Origin of the sequence: Ilumatobacter fluminis (genome assembly GCF_004364865.1) — a bacterium.
Classification (GTDB): Bacteria; Actinomycetota; Acidimicrobiia; order Acidimicrobiales; family Ilumatobacteraceae; genus Ilumatobacter; species Ilumatobacter fluminis.
In genome coordinates this window covers 1,751,886-1,773,338 of the sequence record NZ_SOAU01000001.1, presented here as the reverse complement: position 1 = coordinate 1,773,338, position 21,453 = coordinate 1,751,886, and the positions used below count along the sequence as shown (strand labels likewise).

The following is a 21,453-nucleotide window of genomic DNA, read 5'->3' as shown; positions in this document are numbered from 1 at the left end:
CGCCCATCCATGAGCATCAACGACGATCTCTTCGACCGCTACGACGCCCTCACGTTCGACGATGTCGTCGTCGTGCCCGGCTACTCCGAGACACTGCCCGACGCCGTCGACACGGGCGCCGTGTTCGCTCGTGACATCGAGCTGTCGGTGCCGCTCGTGTCGGCAGCGATGGACAAGGTCACCGAGGCACGCATGGCGATCGCGATGGCCCGCCACGGAGGGATCGGCGTCATCCACCGCAACATGACGATCGACGCCCAGGCCGCCGAGGTCCAGAAGGTCAAGCGCAGTCAGAGCGGCATGATCACCGACCCGGTGACGCTGCGAAAAGAAGCGCCGCTCTTCGAGGCCGAAGCGCTGATGAACCGCTTCAAGTTCTCGGGGGTACCGATCACCGACGAGGCCGGCTACTTGGTCGGCATCCTCACCAACCGCGACATCCGGTTCTGTGAGGGCAGCGACTTCGAGCGACCGATCAGCGAGTTCATGACGAGCGACGACCTGGTCACCGCCGAGGTCGGGACGTCGCTCGACGAGGCGAAGCTCCTGCTCCAGAAGTACCGGATCGAGAAACTGCCGCTCGTCGACGCGAACGGCAAGCTCGCCGGCCTGATCACCGTGAAGGACATCCAGAAGCGGCTCGACTTCCCCAACGCCTCTCGCGACGACAGGGGCCGCCTACGGTGCGCCGCCGCCTGCGGAGTCGGCGACGACGTCGAGGCCCGCGTCGAGGCGCTGGTCGCGATGGGTGTCGACGCCGTCGCCATCGACACCGCCCACGGCCACTCGGCCGGGGTCATCAAGACGATCGAGCGCATCAAGGGTGGGTGGCCCGAACTCGCCGTGACGGCGGGCAACGTCGTCACCGAAGAAGGTGTCGAGGCGCTGGCCAAGGCAGGCGCGGACGCCGTGAAGGTCGGCGTCGGCGCCGGCTCGATCTGCACGACCCGAATCGTGTCGGGCGCCGGGATGCCGCAGCTGTCAGCGATCCACTTCGCGGCCAAGCGGGCACGCGAGATCGGCGTCCCGATCATCGGCGACGGCGGCATCACCTACTCCGGCGACGTGGTCAAGGCGATCGCAGCCGGTGCGACCACGGTGATGCTCGGCTCGTTGCTCGCCGGCACGGAGGAGAGCCCGGGTGAGACCGAGTTGTTCGAGGGCCGGCGGTTCAAGTCGTACCGCGGCATGGGGTCGCTCGGCGCCATGCAGGGCCTCGGCGCAGACCGCTACGCCACCGCCCAGGGCGAGCCGACCGACGTCGCCAAGACATCCAACAAGCTGGTGCCCGAGGGCATCGAGGGACGCGTGCCATATGCCGGCCCACTCGGCGACACGATCTTCCAGCTCGTGGGCGGCTTGCGGTCGGGCATGGGGTACGCCGGGGCCGCCGACCTCGAGCAACTGCGCACGAAGGCGCGGTTCATGCGGGTCACGACGGCAGGCCGCGAAGAGAGCCACCCCCACGACGTGACGATCACCAAGGAAGCTCCGAACTACCAGCGCAGCTGACCCCGCCACGTCACGCCCGTCGGCGTGACGAACAACACGTCTGCATGGCGGCTCGGCTGCCGATACACCGGGGAACTTCCCTCTCGACCGACTTGGTCGCCTCCCCATCGTGGATACCGAACCCCTCTCACCGCCGCTCGTCGTCGACGAGCCGACCGAAGTCGCCGACGCGCCCACTCGGCGGCGTCGATGGCGGCTACCGGACCGCGCGTGGATCGTCGTGGCTGCCTGTGTCGTGACCGCGGTTCGTTGGTGGGAAGCCGCCGACCGCCGCGTCTTCCACGTCGCCCCCGACGAACCCGGTCAACTCGCGATGGCCCGGTGGCTGAGTGGCGGGACGCGCTGGAACATGTTCGACCACCTGACGTGGCGGCCGGGGTACGCGCTCACGCTCGCTCCGCTGGCTCGGATCGTCGACGGTGGCGAAGGGCTCGTCCGCGCTGCGCTGACGCTCAATGCCGTGTTCGCAGGCCTGTCGTGCGTCCTGCTCACCCTGCTGGTGCGCCGATGGACCGATCTCGGTCACCGAGCGGCGGCCGGCATCGCTGCCGTCGTCGCGCTGGCGCCCAGCGCGATCGCATCGAGCGCCTATACGTGGGCCGAGTCGCTCATCACACTCGTGTTCCTCGCCACGCTCGTCGCGCTCCAGCGGTTCATCGACCACCGTGGCAGTGCAGCGGCCGTCGCCGCGGTCGCCCTGTCGGCGTTCGCGATGACCGTGCACGGCCGATCGCTCCCGATGCTGCCGGTGACGGCTGCGGTGATCGGCGTCGTCTTGATCGTCGACCGGCGCTGGCGTGAAGCCGTCGCGATCGGCGGTCTCGCGGCGACCCTCGGCCTCCTGTCGGTCCGGTTCACCAACTGGGTGCTCCGCAACGTCTGGGACGAACCGAGCGATGCCAACACCGCCGAGGCGGTCATCGAGCGACTCGACGCCCCCGGGGCACTCCTCGACTCCTTCATCGGACAGATGTGGTATCAGCTCGTCGCGTCCCTCGGCATGGTCGGCATCGGCACGGTGGTGCTGGTCGCGGCGCTCGTCAGGCCGACACGGCGGTTGGGTCGACTCGACGCCGCTGTCGTGCTGGTGCTCATCGCTCCCCTGGCGGCGACAAGCGTGACGTTCATGGCCGGTCGTGCTCGCCCGGATCAGCTGGTCTACGGCCGCTACGTCGACGCGGTGATCTGGCCGGTTGCGGCGCTCGGGCTCGCCTGGTCGTGGCGGCGGTTGCGCGCGACGACCGAGCTACCTCGATCATTCGTCCCGGTCGGGGTCGCGCTCGTCACGATCGCATCGGGCATCGTGGTGGCCTTCCGGCACGGCGACCAGCTGGCAGGCGACGTCGGCTTGCGGATGATGGTTCCCGGCCTGCTGCCGTACATCGGCAACGGTGACGGCGTCCCGGTTCTGACGATCACGGCGTTGGCGACGATGGCGATCGGAGTCCTCGCATGCGTGAGCGTCGCTCCGAGCGTCCGCCGACTCCCCCGATCGGTGTTGCTACTCGGCGCAGTGGCCGCGATCTCATTCGGTGGCGTGCGCGTGCACGATGCGCAGGCCGCCCATCTGAACTCGTGGGCGATCGGTGACGACGTCGCAGAGATCGACCGCATCGTTCCGGCGGGTGAGCCGATCGGCGTCCTGATGCGCCCGTCCGCGCTCGTCCCCGACCTCGTCGAGCAGCGACAGCGGTTCCAGGCGTACCAACTCTTTCTCGACGACCGCGAGTTCGTCTGGGAGCGACGACCCGGTCGATACTCGACGAGCTACGTGCTGGCACCCAGCCGGGTCCGAGCGCTCGTCGAAGCCGGCGGCGTCGTGGTCTGGTACGACCCGGGCAAGCCGATGGCGTTGTGGCAGCTCCCCTGATCGACGTCAGGCGAAGCCGGCGACGACGGCCACGGATGCTCGGTCGAGACCCGACTCGGCCAGCGCGCCGTACGACGACCGCATGAGTCCGGCATCGTCGACGAGAACGTTGGAGGGCGTCGCCGTGATGGCGAACCGGTACCACAGGCTGTCGTCGCGGTCGTCGACGACGACGACATTGTCACGACCGGCGGCGATGCCGCTGAGCCACGGGGCGTCGGGGCCGGTCTCGCCGGACGCCACGACCACGAAGGTGACATCGGGATGCCGTTCGGCGGCCTCGACGATCTTCGGCACTTCGTCCTCGGAGTAGTCACAGTCGGCTCGGACGAACGTCATGATCGCCGGGGCCCGCTCGAACAGTTCGGCGCCCTCGAGCACCTCGCCGTCGAGCGACGTCGCCGAGAAGGCGAACGCTGCCGGCACGGGCTCGGTCTCGGCGATCTCGACCACGGGCATCAGCGCCGCCGTCGTCACGGTCGACCCCGAGTCACCGGTGTCGATCGAGTCGGCAGTCGCGGGGTCGCCGGACGCCCCATTCGCGGACACCTCATCGACCGGTCGGGCGGCGACGTCGTCGGACGAGAAGCTCGAACCGTCCTCGTCGACGAGGACCCGTTCGCCCTTCACCGCACCGCAACCGGTGAGCGCCACGAAGCCGAGGCCGGCGACGAGGAGTGCGGCGCGACGCCTCACGACGGCACCGCCGCGAGCTCGACGTCGTGGAAGTCGACCTGCGACAGGGTCGAGATGAGGCCGACCATGCCGCCCGGGTTCTCAGTGGTCTCGGTGACGACGGTGTTGCCCTGGTAGATGATCGTGTACTGGTCACCGCGTGACTCGATCTTCAGCGTCACCGGCTGACCGGCGGCGGGAGCGGGGATGAAGTCCCACCCGATGTTCTGGTAGTAGCCGAGCTCGTCGTACCGGCCCCAGCGGAGCGTCTCGCCGTCGTCGGCGAGATCGACAACGATCGCACCGCTGCGCGAATCGGTCGAGCTGACGTTGAAGACCACGCCACCGTGGTTGGGCACGGTCGGCGACGAGAAGGTGACCTCCAGGTCGAAGTGATCGACGACGTGGGTGGTGAGCACCGACATCAGGTCGTACTCGCAGTCGTTCAGCTGGCGGTACGAGCCGTTCTCGACGAGCCAGCTGCCCGCCATGACGTTCCATCCGGCGACGTCACCGTCGAAGGTGTCGTCGACGAGGACGGTCCGGGTCGTCACCTGCGTGGTGGCGACAGCGTCGCGAGGCCGCTGGTCTTCGGAGATCGTGGCCGCACATGCAGCACCCTCGCCGAGACCCGCGTCGGGTGCGGCGAACTGAGGTGCTTCGAAGGTCAACTCGTACTCGGCTGCGGCGGCCAAGCCGTCCTCGGTGCTCGGGGCGACCTCGGGGATCGGACCGTCGACGTCGGGCAGGCCCGGCGGCGGCGGAGCGTACGGGCACGAGGCACCGTCGTTCGAGTTCGTCGACGGGCTGGTCGCGATCTGGGTGGCGACCGGGTTGCCGGTGCTGAACCCGGTGATCTGATAGATCTGCCCGCTGTTGCGGCCGACGTACAGGTTCGCGCCGGCGGTCGTCCATGCCGCACCGAACGCCTTGTTCGCACCCGAGATGCCGGCGACGGCGCCGAGGTTCGTGGCGGTCTCGGTCGTCACGTCGAAGCTCCACAGGGTCCCGCCGCCGCTGACGCCGTAGAACGTGCCCGAGACGTTCGCGATGTCGGCGACGCCGTAGTTCTGGGAGAAGCCGCTCAGGCGAGTCGCCTCGAGCGTGGTGACGTCGATCGCATACCAGTCGTTGCCGCCGCGCGACACGTGGAGGCGGCCGTCGTCGCCGAAGTCGCCGGTGTACGAACCGGGCACGATGTCCACGGTTCCCAAGGTGACGACGGTCCCGTTGTCGTCGATCCGGAGGAGGGTGTCACCCCGGATGGCGTAGAGGAAGCCGTCGGCGGGATTGAGGCCCATCGCGTTGTAGTTCGACTGATCAGCTCCCATCGGGAGGTACGTCGACGAGCCGACGTCGAACTCGGCCAGCTGGCCGGCGATGACCTGGAACAGCCCGCTCGGGCAACGTTCGGCGAGGGAGGGGGCGGCCGCCTGCGACGTGGCGGCGACGCCGAGGCTCGACGCAGCGAGCGACAGAGTCAAGACGATTCGTTTCACGTCCATGAGTCAGCCAGGCCGTGATGAGGACCCGATCCCGTTCAGGTCAAGATCCGTTCAGGCCGCAACATGAACGAGAACGTCGTCGCACCTGAACAAATCTTGAGGTTTGGCGAGCAGAGTCGCTGTCGTGATCAACGAGACTTCCAACGAGCGTCGGCCCGTCATCGTCATCGCCGACGACAGCGCGGTGCATCGGGTTGCGATGACCGCCATGCTGGAGCGTGCCGGATTCGACGTGCACGCCGGCCACGACGGCGCCGAGGCCGTGTCCCTCGTGAGCGAGGTGCGTCCCGATGCGCTCGTCGTCGATGCGCTGATGCCGCGAATGAGCGGCTTCCAGGTGATCGAGCACATCCGCCGGTCGCCGATGTTCGCCGCGCTGCCCACGATCGTGGTGAGCGGGCTGGAAGACGTGGCCTCCCGCGTTCGGGCGTTGTCGATCGGAGCGGACGACTTCGTGTGCAAGCCGGTCCACGCCGACGAACTGGTTGCTCGCCTCCGAGCACATCTGCGCCAGAATCGTGTGGCCGCACATCGCGTCGCGGCAGAGCGCGACGACTGGTACCGCGACACGATCGCACATCGCCGTTTCACGATGCACTATCAGCCGATCGTCGACATGACGTGTGGCGAGGTCGAGGCGACCGAGGCGCTCGTGCGATTCGACGACGGCACGTCGCCGGTCGACGTGTTCCACACCCCCGACCATCACGACCGTCGGGTCGAGCTCGAACTCGAGATCGTGGCAGCGGTGACCGACGACCTCGCATCGGGCGCCGTGTCGGTACCGGTCCACGTCAACGTCTCCCCCGCCGCTGCGCTCGATCCCCGACTCGGCGAGCTCGTGCACGGAACCGGACGACCCCTCGTCCTCGAGATCACCGAGAACGCCGCGTTCGATGCACACGATGCCGCGACGCTTCGAGCCCAGATGCCGCCGACCTGCCGTCTCGCCGCCGACGACGTCGGCGCCGGATACGCCGGGCTCGTGCAGCTCGTCGGTGTCCAGCCCGATCTGATCAAGATCGATCGTGAGATCGTCAGCAGCATCGACACCGATCCGGCACGACAGGTGGTCGTCTCGGGGCTGATCGAGTTCGCCGCGACTACAGGCGCCGAGCTGGTCGCCGAGGGCATCGAGACCGCCGCCGAGGCAGCGTTCCTGATCGAGATCGGCGTCCGACTCGGCCAGGGCTACTTCTTCGGTCGCCCGGCGCCGCTCGCGGCCGGGACCGTGCTCGATCCCGATCTCGACACCGACGACATCGGTCCGGTCACCGCCGCCTGATCGGGAGGCCGCCATCGGCCGAACCCGTGACCGTCTGCTCTCGTCGCCCTATCCCGTGATGGGCAGTGTGGCGTCGACTCGGCCGTCATCCCAGCGGCAGGTGCCGTCCGCGTCATCGGTCGTGCGCCGGATGATCCTCGCCGCCACCGCCAGCGCCGCACGACCGATGTCGTCGGTCGCTGGTGGGTGCTCGATCGTGACCGCGAGGTGAGGGCGGTCGACCGTGAACCGGACGGCGACCACGCCGGACTCACAGGCATGGACGATCGAAGCGATCGCCACCTCGCAGAGCGCGATCACGCAATCCCAGCGGGTGCACACCTCGGCGTCGGTGGTGTCCGCGTCGGTGGTGAGCAACTGTCCGTGACGAGCGGTCGGGCGCTGCCACCGCTGGAGGATGTCGGCGGCGACCCGTGCCGGGCGCTCCGAGAACGCCTCGTCGACGAACTGTCGCCGCGCGAAGGCTGCCAACGCGTTGACCAGAGCGAACGCCTCGTCGACGTCACCGCCGGCGTGCACCGTGCTGCGAGCGCGTTCGAGTTCGTCGGTCATCACGTCCGACCAGGCCGATCGTGCTCGTTCGTAGCCGGCGAGCAATCGGCCGACCTGTGCCGTGCGGTCGTCGACCCGTTCTTGGAGTTCTCGGTTGATCTCCCACAGGTCGCGCATGCCGCGCTCGGCGATCATCTCCGCCTGTCGTCGGGCCTTGCGCTCTCGATCGAGTCGTTCTTCGAGCCGGATGATCCGCTCGTCGATCGGCGGGTCGCTCCCGGCCGGCGCCGGTCCGGCGCTCATCGTTCGACGACCTCGAGCACGCACGAGTCGTCACCGCGATGCACACATTCGAGGTGGTCGACGGTGAGGTCGGTGCCAAAATGATCGCCCATGCCGAGGATGAGTCCTTCGGCGAGCGGGCACAGGTTTCGACTCGATTCGTACCGGAGCTGCATCGTGCGGTCGCCGGTCGTCGTTCGGAACGACGGCACCTCGGCGTCGGGGTAGATCTTCTGGACCTCGGGGTGAATGATGCCGTCGAGCTGGGCGAGGACATCCATCCAGGTGTCGGCACCGTCGAGGAGCTCTGCGTGTCGACCACCGAGCCGGGCGAACCCCTTGCGGCCGACGAGGACGAGCGCTTCGGGTTCGGTGACGCCGGCGACGTCGGCGGCGGCGGTCACGAGCGAGCCCAGCTCGGCGTCGGGGTAGCTCCCGAGTGAGGTGTAGGCGCCGTCGGCGCCCGAGCGACGAACGATCTCGTCCCAGGCGTCGGGTCCGAAGACGTCCTCGACGACTTCTTGGACGACGTTGAAAATGACACCTTTCATGGCGTGACACGCTCCCCGGTGATGTGGTCGATGATGATGTGATCTGTTCGTTCCGTCGGCCCGGTCGGTCCAGTTGTTGCGGTCATGACGCTGCCAGCCAGTCCCGGAAGGCCGTCTCGGTCCGTCGAGCAAGCTGCTCGATGTCGTCGGCGGGCCCGCCGTCCTGTTCGATATTCGCACACCGGTCGGCGAGCGCCGACGCCCCGAGCAGGCGGGCGCTCGACTTGAGCGTGTGTGCGGCACGACGGGACTCGGTCTCGTCGTCGCCGACGATCGTCAGCACCCGGGCGTCGAGCTCGTCGAGAAACGTCCCGACGAGGTCACGCACGATGTCGGGCGAACCCAGCTCGTCGGACAGTTTCCCGAGCACCGCCTCGTCGAGTGCAGGTGTCTCGTCGGCCGGTGACTCTTCCGGCGCCGCGGTCTCGACTCGCGCAGGGGCCGCCGTCTCGAAGACAGCTCGCTTGAGCGCCGAGCTGAGGTCGTCGAGCGACGCCGGCTTCGCCACGAAGTCGGTCATGCCCGACGCCAGGAACGCGTCTCGATCGGCGGTCGAGGCCGACGCAGACAGCCCGATGATCGGGATCGTCGCGAGGTCCCCGCCTTCGGCCCGGATGTGTTCGGTCGCCTCGGTGCCGTTCCAGCCCGGCAGCTGCTGGTCCATGAAAACGGCGTCGAAGCGGCCGGCGTCGGGGTCGAGCAGCATGGCGTGGCCGGCCTCACCACGATCGACGATCACCGCCTCGACCCCCAGTCGGTCGAGCTGGCTCCGCGCCAGTTGCTGGTTGACGGGGTTGTCCTCGACGACGAGGACTCGCAGGCCGGGCGGGAGCTCGTCGGTCTGCTGCGTCTCGGGTGGCTTGGCGGTGCGGAGCGGGATGACGACGTCGAAGCGAGTGCCCTCCCCGACCTTGCTGGTCAGGGTCACCCGACCGCCCATGGCGGTCACGAGGCGCTGCACGATCGACAGACCGAGCCCCGCGCCGCGCGCCTCGCCCGCTGTCGATGCGACGCGGAACGGCTCGAGGACTGCGGCCTGTTCGTCGGCGGGGATGCCGGCGCCGGTGTCGATGACCGAGAACACGAGCGCGTTCTCGCCTTCGCGGCGGACCACGATCTGGACCGTGCCGGACTCGGTGAACTTGACGGCGTTGCCGACGAGGTTGGAGAGCACCTGGCGGAGGCGGCCGTCGTCGGCCATCACCCACTCCGGGACGTCGCGCGCGATCCGGTGACTCACCGTCACCGGCTTGTCGATCGCTGCTGCGTTACCGAGGCCGACGACATCGCCGACCAGCCCGTCGAGCTCGGTCGGGATGGGGAAGATGTCGACCTTGCCGGCGTCGAGGCGAGCGGCATCGAGCAGATCTTGGGTGACGTGGGTCAACCCGGACAGCTGCCGGACGAGTCCGTCGGCCAGTTCGGCCGCACGCGGCGGCAGGTCTTCGCGGGTCAAGATCTCGGCCAGTCCTCGAACGGCGTGCAACGGATTACGGAGCTCGTGGCTGACCGTCGCCAGGAGTCTCGTCTGTGCATCGGCGACCTCTTCGGCGGTCTGGTGCCGTTTGGCGAGGTCGTCGAGATGTGCACGCTCGTCGGTGATGTCGCGGGTGGTGAGCACGAAGCCGTCGAGCAGGTCGTCGTCGGTGCAGTTGTACGCCTTGACCGAGCTCAGTTGGCGACGGCCGTCACCGCGCTCGAGCTCGACCTCGGTCTCGAACGACGCCCCTGGGGTGTCGAGGAATTCGTGGTGGTCGGCGACCAGGTGCGCGAACTCGCCGCCCGGGAACAGATCGCGAATGTCGCGGTCGGCCCAGAACGTGGTCGGATAGCCGGCCACCTCGACCAGCTCGCCCTTGCTGAACTTGATCCGGCCGTCGCCTCCGACGAGGGTGATCGAACCATCGGTGTAGGCGAGCAGGCGCTCCGCCGCGGTCTCTCCGCCGACCACCGGCCCGCGCGACGGCGGCAACAAGACGCCGAGCAGGTACTCGCACAGCCCGTCCTCGTCGGCCAGGCGGGCGACGCTCAGGTGCTGGACGAACTCGGTACCGTCACGATGCACGTACCACTTGTCGGTCTCGAACGACTCGAGGTCGCCGTTCGTCAGCCGCATCAGGTAGGTCGTGGACCACTCGTGATCCTCGGGACGAGTGATCCGCCCGACGTCGAGGGCGAGCATCTCGTCGACGGTGTAGCCGAACAGCGTGGCGTACGCCTCGTTGCACGCCACCTGACGGCCGTACGCATCGATGATCGACAGTGGGACCGGTGCGTCCTCGAAAAACCGTCGCCACGGGAGATCCGGCATGGGCACGTCATCCATTGTGGCCGACGGCGGCGTCCCGGGCGTGTCCGGCACGCTGAAACTCATGCGGCGATGCCGACGTGTTCCGATGCGGCAGCGACGAGATCACACGTCAGCAGCGTCGCAGCCGACGGATCGAGCACGGTCACGCTGCCCCGACGCACCGCACCGAAAAGTGCCCGGTGGGCCGACAGGTCGAGGAACTCGACCTCGGAGCAGTCGACGACGAGATGGCCCGGCTCGGCCGCAAGACGGTGGAGGAACGGCTCGACCTCGTACGCATCGAACCGTCTCGGCGCCACGTAGCGACCGTCGAGCTGGTCGGTGATGCTGCAGCACCCGGTGGGTGGAGCTGGGCGATGGTTGGCGGCGTCGATCGTCATGGTCGTGTCCTGGAACGCACCCGATCGGGTGTTGCGACCAGCCTGCTCGCCGTACGTCAAGGGGCCCGCCGCCGAAGATCAACATTGGATCAAGACGGCGCGGTCGGCGGATCGCCGTCGTCGGTGTCGTCGTCCATGTGCGTGTCGGAGAGGGTGTCGTCGTCTGCCTGCGCGTCGTCCGGGGCAACCGACTCGTCCGGGTCCCGACCGTCGGAGCGACGGCCCCGTCGGACCCACCACCACACGGCGCCGCCCATGGACAACCCGATCGAGACCACGATGACAAGCGGTAGCAACGAGCGCAGACGTTCGACCGGCGTCGGACCACGCGGCGTCGCTTCGTCATCGAAGACCGCTGCGACCGGTCGTTCGGTCCCGTCGGCCCGAAGGAGGCCGTACGACATCGAGGCGCGGGTCGCCACATATCCGATGTCGACGGCGTCAGCAGGGTCGCGGAGCTGCCAGACCATCGATCCCGCGCCTGCGGCCGAGGCGGCTTCCCGGAGCTCGGCGACCCTGTCGGCCTGGGCAGCGGGTTGGTCACCGCGGACGACCCCGACGTACTCGGGTCGCCCGTACTCGCTGACGAGCACCGGGCGGTCGACGACCTCATCGAGGGACGCCAGGCGCTCGCGCAACTCGTGGGCGGTGGTGAAGTGATGGAACGACACCACGTCGACCACGTTCGCGACTCGTGCAGCCTCACCGGCGTTCGACCATCCGACGGTGATCGGTGTCGTCTCGTCGAACGCTCGAACGCCGGCGACAGCACGTTCGAGCCATGCGTCGACGACCGCCGCTCCCCCGGAGCGATCGTCGTCGAGGTCTGGCTCGTTCTTGACGTCCCAGAGCACGATCGCCGGATGGCCGGCGATCGGCTCGACGACGTCGTCCAGATAGCGACGGTCGTCCGCCCACTTCGTGACGGAGTGATCGGCGCTCCCGTCGAACAGGGTGACGACCACGCCGAGGTCACGATTCGCTGCCAGGTCGAGGAACTGCTCGACCGCCTCGACGTCGATCTCGCCGAACTCCGGCCCGGCCACGAACACCCGCACGCTGTCGAACCCGTAGCCGACGGCGATGTCGAGCTCTCGGGCGCCGATCTGCGGGTCGAAGCTGCGCCAGGTGGGGTCGAACGACGCCGCGCTCGTCACGTTGACGCCGTCGAGCCGGGTGTCGAACGGCACGCCGCCGTCACCGGCGGCGACGGGTTCGACGGACACGCTTTCGATCTGCTGGACGCGCCAGTTGCCGTCCTCGAGCAGCATCACGAATCGACGTTCTTCGACGGTCGACACGACGGTACGGCGCTGCTGGTCGTCGTCGATCATGCGGACGACGTCGGCGAACGGAACGCCGATCGCGACGACGGAGCCGTCGTCGCTGTAGAAGTCGAGGCGCAGCTCCTGTTCGACCATGAGGGTCGCGACCGAGGCCACGTTCTCGTCTCCCTCGATCATCTGCTCGGCCTGTGCGAGGGCCGGCCCACTCAGGTAGTCGGAGATCGGAGCGGACCCGTCGCCCCGGCCGGCGCGATCGATGGCCGCAACCGCCCGGCTATAGGCGTCGGTGATGTCGTCTCGGGTGGCGGGCTCCATCTGACGTCCCTCGTTGGCGTCGGGGAGCCACCGGATGCCTTCGCTCACCTCGGCCGGTGCAGGTGGGGTGTCGTTGAAGATCGACTCCGGGTCGGCTCCGGACGCCGCCGTCAGCAGCGTGCCGGCGACCTGGCGCAGCACCAACAGCCCGACGAGAGCCACGACGACGAGACCGACGGCGGCGATCAGCCGCTTGGCGCGGTTGACCTGGATCACGGGATCTCCACCCGTTCACGAGCGCCGAGCACGGAGACGTCGACAGCGACGAGATCATCCGGAACCGGGTCGAGGAGCGCAACGCCCATGCCGTCGGCGATGACCACGTCGAGTTCGAGTTCGTGGTCGACGCCGAGGATGCGAGCGATCGTGCCGTCGGGAACGAACCCGCCGAGCTCGGTGAGGACCGGCCCGATCGTGAGCATCACGGCGTCGCCTGTTCGGTCGACCTCGACCGGGAGCGCGGTGACGTCGGCGCCGAAGTTGAGCACGAGTGAGTCGCTCCGCACCCCGTCGACGGTCAGTTCGAGCGACAGCGATCCGGGCGTGGACGGCGCCTCGACGACGAACTCGGCGCGCCCGTCGATCGTGACCGTTCGCAGCGTGCCCCGGCCGCTCGGACCGAACAGTTGCACCACGCCGACCGTGCCGTCGAGCAGTTCGTTGCCGAACTGATCGACGAGGACGTCGCTGCGGATCTCGACCAACTGCCGACCGTCGGCGCGCAGCGGCATCGTCGGCTCCAGCAGATCGACCGAGATCGGTGGCCCCGGCACCTCGAGCACCTCGACCTCGTCGCCGGTCGCCCCGTCGACGTCGACGCGCAGCGTCGTCCGGCCTGCCAGCGTCTCGGAGAACACCCGAACGGCTGCGAGCAGGTGTTGCACCGGCGCCTCGATCGACTCGACCGAGCCGTCGGGGTGACGTGCGATGACCTCGACGATCGTCCCGTCGGTCACCGCGTTCCCGAACCGGTCGCGAGCGAACGCCGTCACCATGGTCCAGTGCTCCCGGTCGGCCGTCATCGACCGTGGGCCGGCGAGCGGCGTGATGCCGTCGACCGCCTCCCCCGGCTCGATCGTGACCGAGGCCGTGCCGACGCCGTCGGCCGTGCGGACGATCGCGGTGAGGTGACCGCTCTGCTCGGTCGGGTACCCGTCGACCGTGACGTCGTCGAAGGTTCCGGCCAGCTCGACCGTGGTGCTGCCGGTGGGGCCGGTGACGGTCAGCGTCGCGTCGGTGACCGGTCGGTCGACGACGAGATTCCATGCGTCGCCGGCCCCGATCGTCTCCGGCCCATCGAGGTCGAAGGTCTCGGTCGGCGCCGTCCACACGGACGGCTCGCCGCGAAGCACGCCGATCGCGAGCGAGCCGACGGCGACGAACGCGACGACAGCGACCGCCACGAGCAGCAACCGCCGGGGTCGGGTCGCCACGAGTCGTCGCCAGCCGACGGTTTCCCGAGAAGCCGGAGCCAGAGCCGGATCGGTCGGATCGGCGACGACCGTCGACCCGTCGGGCTCGGACACGTCCATCGGTTCGGGCACGTCGTCCTCGCTCACGATGCCGACCTCGTGAAGTCGATGACCATGACGTCGAGCGACGGCCAGTCGGTGCCGCTCCGGAACAGGGCACGGTCGTCGAAGACACGCCCGACCCGCAGACTGTTCGCGTAGGTGGTGATCGGCACCTCGATCGTCTCGATGTCGTCCGGGGTCGGCAACGGCATCTCGAACGGGCCCGAGCGCTGCGGCCGCACCGCCTCGGACACATAGTGATCGGCCACCCACCGCACGATCCCGTCGTCGTCGCGCAGCGTGACGAACACGTGGGGCACCGTCGCCTCGGCGACGCCATCATTGCGCAGCTGGCCCGCCAGCACGTCGTCGACGATCGTCAGGTCGTGAGCCGTCAGTTGGCGGCCGAGGTCGGTGTCGGTGACGACCGCCTTCGCGGAGACGATCACCTCGGCGATCCGCTCGACGTCGAGCGCCAACGCCGTCGTGGCCCCGGCCTCGAACTCGACCTGTTCGGCGACGAGTTCACCGTCGACCTCGACGAGCCCGGCGACCCCTTCGAAGTCGATCCGGAACGGCACGATCTCACCGGGGAGTGCGGTATGGACCGCACCGGTCGCCGCTGCGTAGTCGGTCAGTTCCTCACCAGCGGCGTCGAGCAACTCGGCCGTCACCGTGACGTAGCCCGGGTCGACGTCGTCGTTGCGGACCTCGCCGACGACGCTGAGCTGCTCGTCGACCCGAACCAGCGACGCCGACAAGATGCTGATCTCCGGCCGGTCGAGCACGTCCTGGTACGCGGTCGGCTGATCACCGACCTGACGGCGACCCTGCGAGAGGTAGTCGACGCCGGCACGTCGGACGAACTGGTCGGGCGGGATCGTCGGATCGGGCGGCTGGTACTCCAACCGCCATCCGTCGTCGGTCAGGTGGAGGACGTCGACCGACGTGACGACGTGTTCCGACAGCGACGTCACGTACACGAGTTCAGATTCGACCACGACCGTGTCGTCGTCGCGATCGACCTGCGTCGACGTCATCGACTGGAGTCGGGCATACGACGCAACGAGGCCGTTCACCACGGATCGTTCGGTCAGGTACTGCGTGAAGGTCGGACGCGACGCCGGGTCGAGGAGCGCGTAGGCACCGTCGGTCTGACGGAGATCGAGCGCGTCGTAGTACGAGTAGACCGTCTCCGCCGGTGTGTCCTCGACCGGGTCGACCAGCACGTATGCAACGGCTCCCGCGAGCACCAGCGCGGTCACGACGACGACAGTCGCCTGCACGACCCGACGCCGGGCACCGACCGGACGGGCGACCCGACCCGCGGCCGCCGCGCGCAGCCGCGCGAGCCGGTTCCAGTCCTCTCGTTGGTCACCGTCGCCGATCCGCTGCGACGCGGCGAGCAGCCATCGGTCGATCGCAGCGTACGAACGCGTGACGAAGCCAGGGAGGGGGTAGCGCCGACGGCCGATGTCGACGCCGAGGAAATTCGCGATCAGGAAGCACCAGGCCGACACCATCGCCGTCATCGGCAACACGCCCCACAGCAGACGCTGCCACATCGGCAGTTCGAGGCGGAGCCGCCCGGCCGCCAGCGGTTCGACGTCGTCGTGTTGCCACACGGCGATCCCGTTCTCGAGCGGCTCGAGGCGCTGCCAACCGCTCGCCCAGAGCAGGGGGTCGTAGAACTGGTCGTTCGAAAAGACGTACTTCAGGTGGTACTTCTCCGGCGTCGCGAGGAACTGCTGGAGCGACCCGAGTCCGGGCACGCCGCTGTACTTGGCACCTTCGAGCCGTTCGACCGGCGTCGTCGTGAGCTCGGGCAGGCGACGAGCCGAGTGGTAGTTGCCGTCGACCGTTTCGGCCGTCGTCTGCGCCGACAGCCACGCCATCTGGTCGCCGAACCCCAAGGTCAGGTAGCGCCACCGATCGTGCTGGTCCTTCTCGATGAACGTGACGATCGGGTCCATGTCGATCGGTTCGGGCTGAAACGGCCGATACGACGTGAGGCTCGACGCGAACAACGCCATGGCGAGCACGGCGAGGGCCCCCGCGGTCAGGAGCCCGACGGTGACCCGTCGCCCGACGTTGCGACGGAGGACGTCGCCCAGTCGCCCGTGCACCAGGCTCTCGACGAGGCGGCCGGCGAACGGCAGGACGAGGATCGTCGCCCAGAACGTGAATCGGTCGAGGGTCAAGATCTCGAAGGCGCCGCCGAGCATCATCCGCGGGATGGGGGTCGTCCCGCCGGTACCGAGCAGGGTGAGCAGCGCCAATGAGGCGGCGAGCGGCCAGGCCTTCGACACGGCGCCGCGCAGCAAGGCGTACGGCAGGGCGAACAGCATCACGCCCCACGGCACCGCCCAGAACACGAGTCCGGCGTTGGTGTTGACGAGGAAGTTGTCCCGGCTGGCGTGCGGAATCGGGATCTGCGTGATCGGGTCGGAGGCGCTCCACAGCCAGTACGGCAGCACGACCGAGACCAGGCTGATGAGCACGAGGAAGCCGTACACCGAGGTCCGTACCAGTGCGGGCAGCACACGGCGCAGGCGGCGTGCGACGACGGGCCACCACGTCGCCCGCGACAGCGCGGACGGTCGGCCGGACGGTTCGTCGTCGAGCGGGGTCCGGAACACCTCGACGAGGGCGAGCGCGAGCACCGGGCCCACGATGAACACCGACCCGAACAGGGTCGTGACGTGATGCGCCGCCGTGGTACCCGCGGAGCAGACGACCGCCGCTGCGAGAGCACCGCCGCCGCCCCACCGCACCCACCGGTACACGAAGGGGGTGGCGTTCAGGAGCATGCCGAGTGACAGCAGGGTCGGCAGCTGGCCGAACACGTGCGCCGTCTCGGAGATCGACGACGACACGGCCGCCAGGATCGCGGCATAGCCGGCCGCCCGTTCGCTGACCCACAGTTTCGCGTAGCGGAAGATCCCGATGACCGTGAGCAGGATCGCACCGAGCATCACCGGGATGAACGCCGTGCCGTCGTCGAGCACCTTCGACCAGAGCGCCAGGAGCTGGTGGCTGCCGGGCGGATAACTGACCGTGGTGAAGCCCGTGTACCAGCGTGGTTCCCAACTCGAGAACCACGACCGGGCGTAGTGGTCGCCGAAGAACAGATGGACGTATGCGTCGTACGTCGACCGGAACGAACCCACGATCAACAACCCGCCGTGGAACAGCACGGTGATCACGAGCGCGATGCCGAGGCGCAGATCGACTCGCGCGCGTCTCCCGGCCATGTGACCACGCTATGTGCCCGCGCATCAGCACGGTGTGTTTCTCGATCAAGGCAGGATCAAGGACCTGCGCGTTGCCGGCCTCGTCCGAATATCAAGGTGACCTCAAGAAGATTCTCATGGTGGTCAGGATCGCTCGATTCATAACACTGTTGGACCGATGTCGTGCCAGAGTGTTGCTCATGCCGCCCGCCCACGAACTCGCCGCCGAGCTGGCGATCCGGCTCGCCGGCGCGTCTCGCGAGGAAGTGCAGCATGCCGTCGAAGAAGCGCTCCAGCTGCTCGCCCGTGAGGCCGGGGCGCCACGCGCCTACATCACGCTCTACCACGACGACGGCACGTTCGAGAACAGCCACGAGTGGACCGAAGGTGACGTCGTGCCGCAGCGACCGGTCATCCAGCGGCTGCGATCTTCCGACTTCGAGTACAGCTACCAGATGGCGATGCGGAACGAGGTGCTCGCCGCGACCGACCTCGATCAGTTGCCCGTGGCGGCCTCGGCCGAGAAAGCGTCGTTCTCGTCGTTCGGCGTGCGCGCCGTGCTCCAGGTGCCGATGATCGTCAATGACGAGTGCATCGGCCTCATCGGTTTCAACTACTGGTCACCGAGCGATCCGTGGAGCGACGACCTCGTCCTCACCGTCCGGCTGATCGCTCAGGTGATCGGCGTGGTGTTGGTCCGCAATCGCGCCGAGTCGAGCATGCGGCGGGCCTACGAGGAGGCCGATCGGGCGAACCGAGCGAAGGACGAGATGCTGGCGCACCTGAGCCACGAGCTGCGTACCCCGCTGCACGCCATCCTCGGGTACACCGAACTGATGGAGCTCGACGAGCGCTCCGATCACGATCGCGAAGCGCTGTTCCAGATCCAGTTCCAGGGCCGCAACCTGTTGACGATGGTCGATGACCTGCTGTCACTGGCCAACGGCGACTTCGTCCCCGACGAAGCGGTCGAGCTCGGGCTCGTCGTCGGCGAGACCGTGTGCAACCTCACCCCGGTGAGCGAACAGCGGCTGGTCGAGCTCACGCTCGGCGATCGCAACGACGAGGTCACGGTGCACGCCGAGATCGCCCGTGTGCGCCAGGTGATGTACTGCGTCCTGTCGGGTGTGATCACGGCAGCGACGCCTGGTGACCGCATCGGGGTCGAGCTCGCTCCCGACGGTGTCGTGCACGTCCGGGTCCGTGCCGACGACGCCACGGCCCGATCGGTGGCGGTCATGCCCATGGCCCGAGCGCTGATCGCGGGCCACGGCTCGATCGAAGCGTCGCATCGCGACGATGACGATCTCGACATCGCCATCCGTTTCGACGATCACACGCTCCCGGCCCGTGGCGACGACGCCATCGTCGTCAGCGGCGCGTCGAAGGCCTGACCGCGGAGGTCGACCCCCGGCACTCAGACGACGATGCCGTAGCCGACGCCGCGCACGGTGCGGACGATCTTGCGATCGGTCACACCGGCCAGCTTCTTGCGGAGGTTGGCGATGTGCACGTCGACCACGTGGTCGTCGCCGTACCAATTCTCACCCCACACCGCTTCGAGTAACTGTGCTCGCGTGAGCACCTGGCGAGGGTTCGCAGTGAGCTGGTCGAGCAGGTCGAACTCGATACGCGTCAGCTCGACCGGTGCCCCGCCGATCTCGACTTCGCGTGCCAGCGGCCGGATCACCAGGCCGTCGAGGTCGCGTTCGGGCACGTCGACCTTCGGCTCGCGCGGCCGGCGGGCCATTGCCTCGATCCGGGCGCCGAGCTCGCGCGGCGAGAACGGCTTGGTGACGTAGTCGTCGGCGCCGAGTCGGAAGCCCACGACCTTGTCGACCTCGTCGTCGCGGCCGGTGAGCATGATGATGTAGGCGTTCGACGTCTCGCGGATCGAGCGGCAGAGATCGAGTCCGTCGCCGTCGGGCAGGGTCAGATCGAGGATGACGAGATCGGGCGGAACCGACGCCATGCTCTGCTCGGCCTCCGCGATCGTGGTCGCCGTCCGGACCCGATGGTTGCTCTGTCGCAGCACCGACACGACGACCTGGGTGAACTCGACCGAATCCTCGACGACGAGAACGTCCAACTCCTGCATGGAGTCATTGTCGCACTTCGGCACACCGCCGTGCGGCTTCTCGGATCGCGAGCGCCGGAATCGGGTGGGCGCGCCCCCGGTCGAGTGGCGGGAATACTCTTCCGGGGGCGCTTGCCCGTGGCGTCATCGGGGTGGTGGGCACCCCGGTGATGACACCATCTCACGAAGGGAGCGCAGCGGAGCGGCACTCACCCTCGAGATGGCCGCCATGCCGTCGAACCCGGCGGGAAGGGTGACTGGCGGCGGCGTCATGTGAGCATCAAACCACAGCCGAACGCTCAGCGTGTCTGGCCACGACCAAGAAGATTCTGGTGTTCCTCAAGCGCCGGCCCGAACATCAAGCGACGATCAAGTTGGATCAGGGCAGGATCAGCTTGGCGGGTTTCGAATTGCAATAACGGTGCTGTTCGATCAGAGTCGGTGCCGTGGAGCGCATGACGGCCGAGATCGCCTTGCGCCTGGCTGCCGGTGCCGACGAACGCCTCGATGCCGACGTCGCCCAGCTTCTGGCCCAGGTCGGTGAGCGATATGCCCATCTCGGCCCGCGCCGACTCGGCGTGCTCCGCTTCCCCGTCGCCGGCGCCTTTCAGGTCGTCTCGATGTGGGTCAGCGACGACGCTCCACAGCTCCGCCGACCGGCCTCGGGCGGCTCCTTCCAACGACGCTCGGAACGCCCGTACTGGTACGGGCAGATGCTCGAGGCATCCGGACCGATGTTCGGTCGGACGGTCGACTTGCCCGACGAGGCCCGAATCGAACGCGAGATCTTCGAGCGTGAGGGCGTGGCGACGTATGCGCACGCTCCGATCCGGAGCGGCGGCCAGACCCTGGGAGCCCTCATCTGGGCATTCACCACCGACCACCCCGCCGACGACCCGGCGATCACGGCCCTCGTCGACGACGCCGCCGCGCTCGCGTCGGCGTTCAGCGTTCCGCTGCTCCGGATGGACTCCATCGACGACCCCGGAGCCGAACTCGCACTCCGACTCGTGCGGACCGACGACCGCGCGCTCCGTCGCACGCTGCACAGCATCCTGGGCGAACTCGCCGTCGCCGTGCACGCCGATCGGGCGAGCGTGCTGGTCGCGCACCCCGAGGACGGGACCGCCTCGCTCGCCGTCGGCTGGATCGACGAGAGCAAGCCGCTCCCGCCGACCATGCTCGCTCCTGACAGCGCACGGGTCAGTTCCAACCATTGGCAGTGGTCGCTCGGCCAGATGCTGGCCGGCAAGGCGGTTCGTCTCGACGACATCGCCGACGCCCCGCCGGAAGCTGCCGCCGACGTCGCGACCTGGGGGGTCGATGGCGTGCGGTCGGTCCTGGCCTTCCCGTTGACGACCGATGGAACGTTCCGGGGCGCACTCATCCTCAATCGCATCGAGCCGGGCTCGTGGAGCGACCGACAGGTGCACCGATGCGAGATGATCGCAACGAGCGTCGCCGCCGTCGTCGATCGTCTGACGACGGCCGAACGGGAGCGGACCGAGGCTCGACGCGAGCGCGATCTGCTGGCCTCGACGATGGAGCTCATCGGTGAGCTCAGCCACGAGCTGAAGACGCCGCTGCACACGATCGCCGGCTTCGCCGAGCTCATCGACGATTCGCGACTCACCGAATCCGACCGCGACGCCCTCCACACCGTCCGAGACGCAGCTGCCCGACTCGGGACCATGGTCGACGACCTCTTGACGGCAGCGAAGCCCCAGGACGACGCGTCGACCGAGGTGTTGCCCGTGCTCCAGCAGGTCCTCAAACAGTTCGACTCGATCGCGATCGCTCACGCCGTCGACATCGATTGCAGCTCACTCGATCCGTCGACCAGCGTCCCGTTCGATGCGCCGCGCACCCGGCAGCTCCTCCGCTGCCTCGTCTCGGGAGCATTGCTCGGAGCCGGTCACGGCGGCACGATCGCCGTGCATGCCGACGACGACGGACGCACGCTCGTCGTCGACATCGACAGTGCCGAGGTCGTCCCGCCGGCGGCACTCGGCTTCCCGGTCGCCCACGCCATCCTCGGGGATGTCGGCTCGATCGAGATCGACCGACTCGACGACGACCCTGCGGCGTACGGCGCCGTCGTGCGCACGCGGTTCCGCGACTCCGCCACGGCGATCTCGGGCTCCTGACCGACGACCGTCGGGTTC

15 protein-coding genes are annotated in these 21,453 nt (G+C 68.3%); 5 read left to right on the top strand and 10 right to left on the bottom strand.

The genetic code is table 11. The annotated features are described in order from the left end of the window. The first annotated feature begins 9 nt into the window (after positions 1–9). Entirely contained in the window at positions 10–1,512 is a 1,503-nt protein-coding gene (gene guaB / locus BDK89_RS07960) for an IMP dehydrogenase (RefSeq protein WP_133868434.1), read from the top strand. Positions 1,513–1,621: 109 nt separating this feature from the next. Beyond that, positions 1,622–3,382, top strand: a complete 1,761-nt coding sequence (locus tag BDK89_RS07955) for a hypothetical protein (protein ID WP_133868433.1) — start codon at positions 1,622–1,624, stop codon at positions 3,380–3,382. A 6-nt stretch (positions 3,383–3,388) separates the two neighbouring features. Here the strand turns inward: BDK89_RS07955 and BDK89_RS07950 are convergent, their stop codons facing one another. Together BDK89_RS07950 and BDK89_RS07945 are read right to left on the bottom strand one after the other, a co-directional pair. Next, on the bottom strand, positions 3,389–4,078 hold the full coding sequence (locus tag BDK89_RS07950) for a TlpA family protein disulfide reductase (RefSeq protein ID WP_133868432.1): 690 nt from the start codon (positions 4,076–4,078) through the stop codon (positions 3,389–3,391). Beyond that, a complete protein-coding gene (locus tag BDK89_RS07945; RefSeq protein ID WP_133868431.1) occupies positions 4,075–5,556 on the bottom strand; it encodes a DUF6923 family protein in 1,482 nt (493 codons plus the stop codon). The genes BDK89_RS07950 and BDK89_RS07945 overlap by 4 nt, the downstream gene beginning before the upstream one ends. A 130-nt stretch (positions 5,557–5,686) precedes the next feature. Between BDK89_RS07945 and BDK89_RS07940 the strand changes: the two genes are divergently transcribed. Further along, the gene (locus tag BDK89_RS07940; protein ID WP_133868430.1) at positions 5,687–6,847 is read left to right on the top strand and encodes an EAL domain-containing response regulator; all 1,161 of its coding nucleotides are present in this window, start codon (positions 5,687–5,689) and stop codon (positions 6,845–6,847) included. 48 nt (positions 6,848–6,895) lie between these two features. On the opposite strand, the gene BDK89_RS07935 is transcribed toward BDK89_RS07940, so the two are convergent. The 7 genes from BDK89_RS07935 to BDK89_RS07905 form a co-directional block, all read right to left on the bottom strand. Continuing rightward, complete coding sequence (locus BDK89_RS07935; RefSeq protein WP_133868429.1) at positions 6,896–7,642, bottom strand: hypothetical protein; 747 nt, start codon at positions 7,640–7,642, stop codon at positions 6,896–6,898. Then, positions 7,639–8,172, bottom strand: a complete 534-nt coding sequence (locus tag BDK89_RS07930; RefSeq protein ID WP_133868428.1) for a heme NO-binding domain-containing protein — start codon at positions 8,170–8,172, stop codon at positions 7,639–7,641. The genes BDK89_RS07935 and BDK89_RS07930 overlap by 4 nt, the downstream gene beginning before the upstream one ends. Before the next feature lie 82 nt (positions 8,173–8,254). After that, the gene (locus BDK89_RS07925; protein WP_243839245.1) at positions 8,255–10,483 is read right to left on the bottom strand and encodes a PAS domain-containing sensor histidine kinase; all 2,229 of its coding nucleotides are present in this window, start codon (positions 10,481–10,483) and stop codon (positions 8,255–8,257) included. Between the two features lie 59 nt (positions 10,484–10,542). Further along, on the bottom strand, positions 10,543–10,863 hold the full coding sequence (locus tag BDK89_RS07920; protein ID WP_133868426.1) for an STAS domain-containing protein: 321 nt from the start codon (positions 10,861–10,863) through the stop codon (positions 10,543–10,545). Positions 10,864–10,952: 89 nt separating this feature from the next. Next, positions 10,953–12,680, bottom strand: a complete 1,728-nt coding sequence (locus BDK89_RS07915) for a cellulase family glycosylhydrolase (protein WP_133868425.1) — start codon at positions 12,678–12,680, stop codon at positions 10,953–10,955. Beyond that, entirely contained in the window at positions 12,677–14,023 is a 1,347-nt protein-coding gene (locus tag BDK89_RS07910; RefSeq protein ID WP_133868424.1) for a hypothetical protein, read from the bottom strand. The genes BDK89_RS07915 and BDK89_RS07910 overlap by 4 nt, the downstream gene beginning before the upstream one ends. Next, positions 14,020–17,232, bottom strand: coding sequence for an FxLYD domain-containing protein (locus BDK89_RS07905; RefSeq protein ID WP_133868423.1), 3,213 nt, complete (start codon positions 17,230–17,232; stop codon positions 14,020–14,022). The genes BDK89_RS07910 and BDK89_RS07905 overlap by 4 nt, the downstream gene beginning before the upstream one ends. Positions 17,233–17,411: 179 nt before the next feature. On the opposite strand from BDK89_RS07905, the gene BDK89_RS07900 reads away from it, so the two are divergent. After that, a complete protein-coding gene (locus tag BDK89_RS07900) occupies positions 17,412–18,605 on the top strand; it encodes a sensor histidine kinase (RefSeq protein ID WP_166657452.1) in 1,194 nt (397 codons plus the stop codon). A gap of 23 nt (positions 18,606–18,628) precedes the next feature. Here BDK89_RS07900 and BDK89_RS07895 read toward each other — a convergent pair whose 3' ends face one another. Beyond that, positions 18,629–19,309 (bottom strand): response regulator transcription factor, encoded by a 681-nt coding sequence (locus tag BDK89_RS07895; RefSeq protein ID WP_133868421.1) that lies wholly within the window; start codon positions 19,307–19,309, stop codon positions 18,629–18,631. Positions 19,310–19,743: 434 nt separating this feature from the next. Here BDK89_RS07895 and BDK89_RS07890 point away from each other — a divergent pair, with 434 nt between their 5' ends. Continuing rightward, positions 19,744–21,435 (top strand): sensor histidine kinase, encoded by a 1,692-nt coding sequence (locus tag BDK89_RS07890; RefSeq protein ID WP_243839244.1) that lies wholly within the window; start codon positions 19,744–19,746, stop codon positions 21,433–21,435. The last annotated feature ends 18 nt before the right edge of the window (positions 21,436–21,453 follow it).

Coding starts and splice junctions, on each gene's coding strand:
- guaB (WP_133868434.1), top strand. CDS start 10: ATGAGCATCAACGACGATCTCTTCGACCGCTACGACGCCCTCACGTTC.
- BDK89_RS07935 (WP_133868429.1), bottom strand. CDS start 7,642: ATGAGCGCCGGACCGGCGCCGGCCGGGAGCGACCCGCCGATCGACGAG.
- BDK89_RS07930 (WP_133868428.1), bottom strand. CDS start 8,172: ATGAAAGGTGTCATTTTCAACGTCGTCCAAGAAGTCGTCGAGGACGTC.
- BDK89_RS07925 (WP_243839245.1), bottom strand. CDS start 10,483: ATGCCGGATCTCCCGTGGCGACGGTTTTTCGAGGACGCACCGGTCCCA.
- BDK89_RS07920 (WP_133868426.1), bottom strand. CDS start 10,863: ATGACGATCGACGCCGCCAACCATCGCCCAGCTCCACCCACCGGGTGC.
- BDK89_RS07905 (WP_133868423.1), bottom strand. CDS start 17,232: ATGGCCGGGAGACGCGCGCGAGTCGATCTGCGCCTCGGCATCGCGCTC.
- BDK89_RS07900 (WP_166657452.1), top strand. CDS start 17,412: ATGCCGCCCGCCCACGAACTCGCCGCCGAGCTGGCGATCCGGCTCGCC.
- BDK89_RS07895 (WP_133868421.1), bottom strand. CDS start 19,309: ATGCAGGAGTTGGACGTTCTCGTCGTCGAGGATTCGGTCGAGTTCACC.
- BDK89_RS07890 (WP_243839244.1), top strand. CDS start 19,744: ATGACGGCCGAGATCGCCTTGCGCCTGGCTGCCGGTGCCGACGAACGC.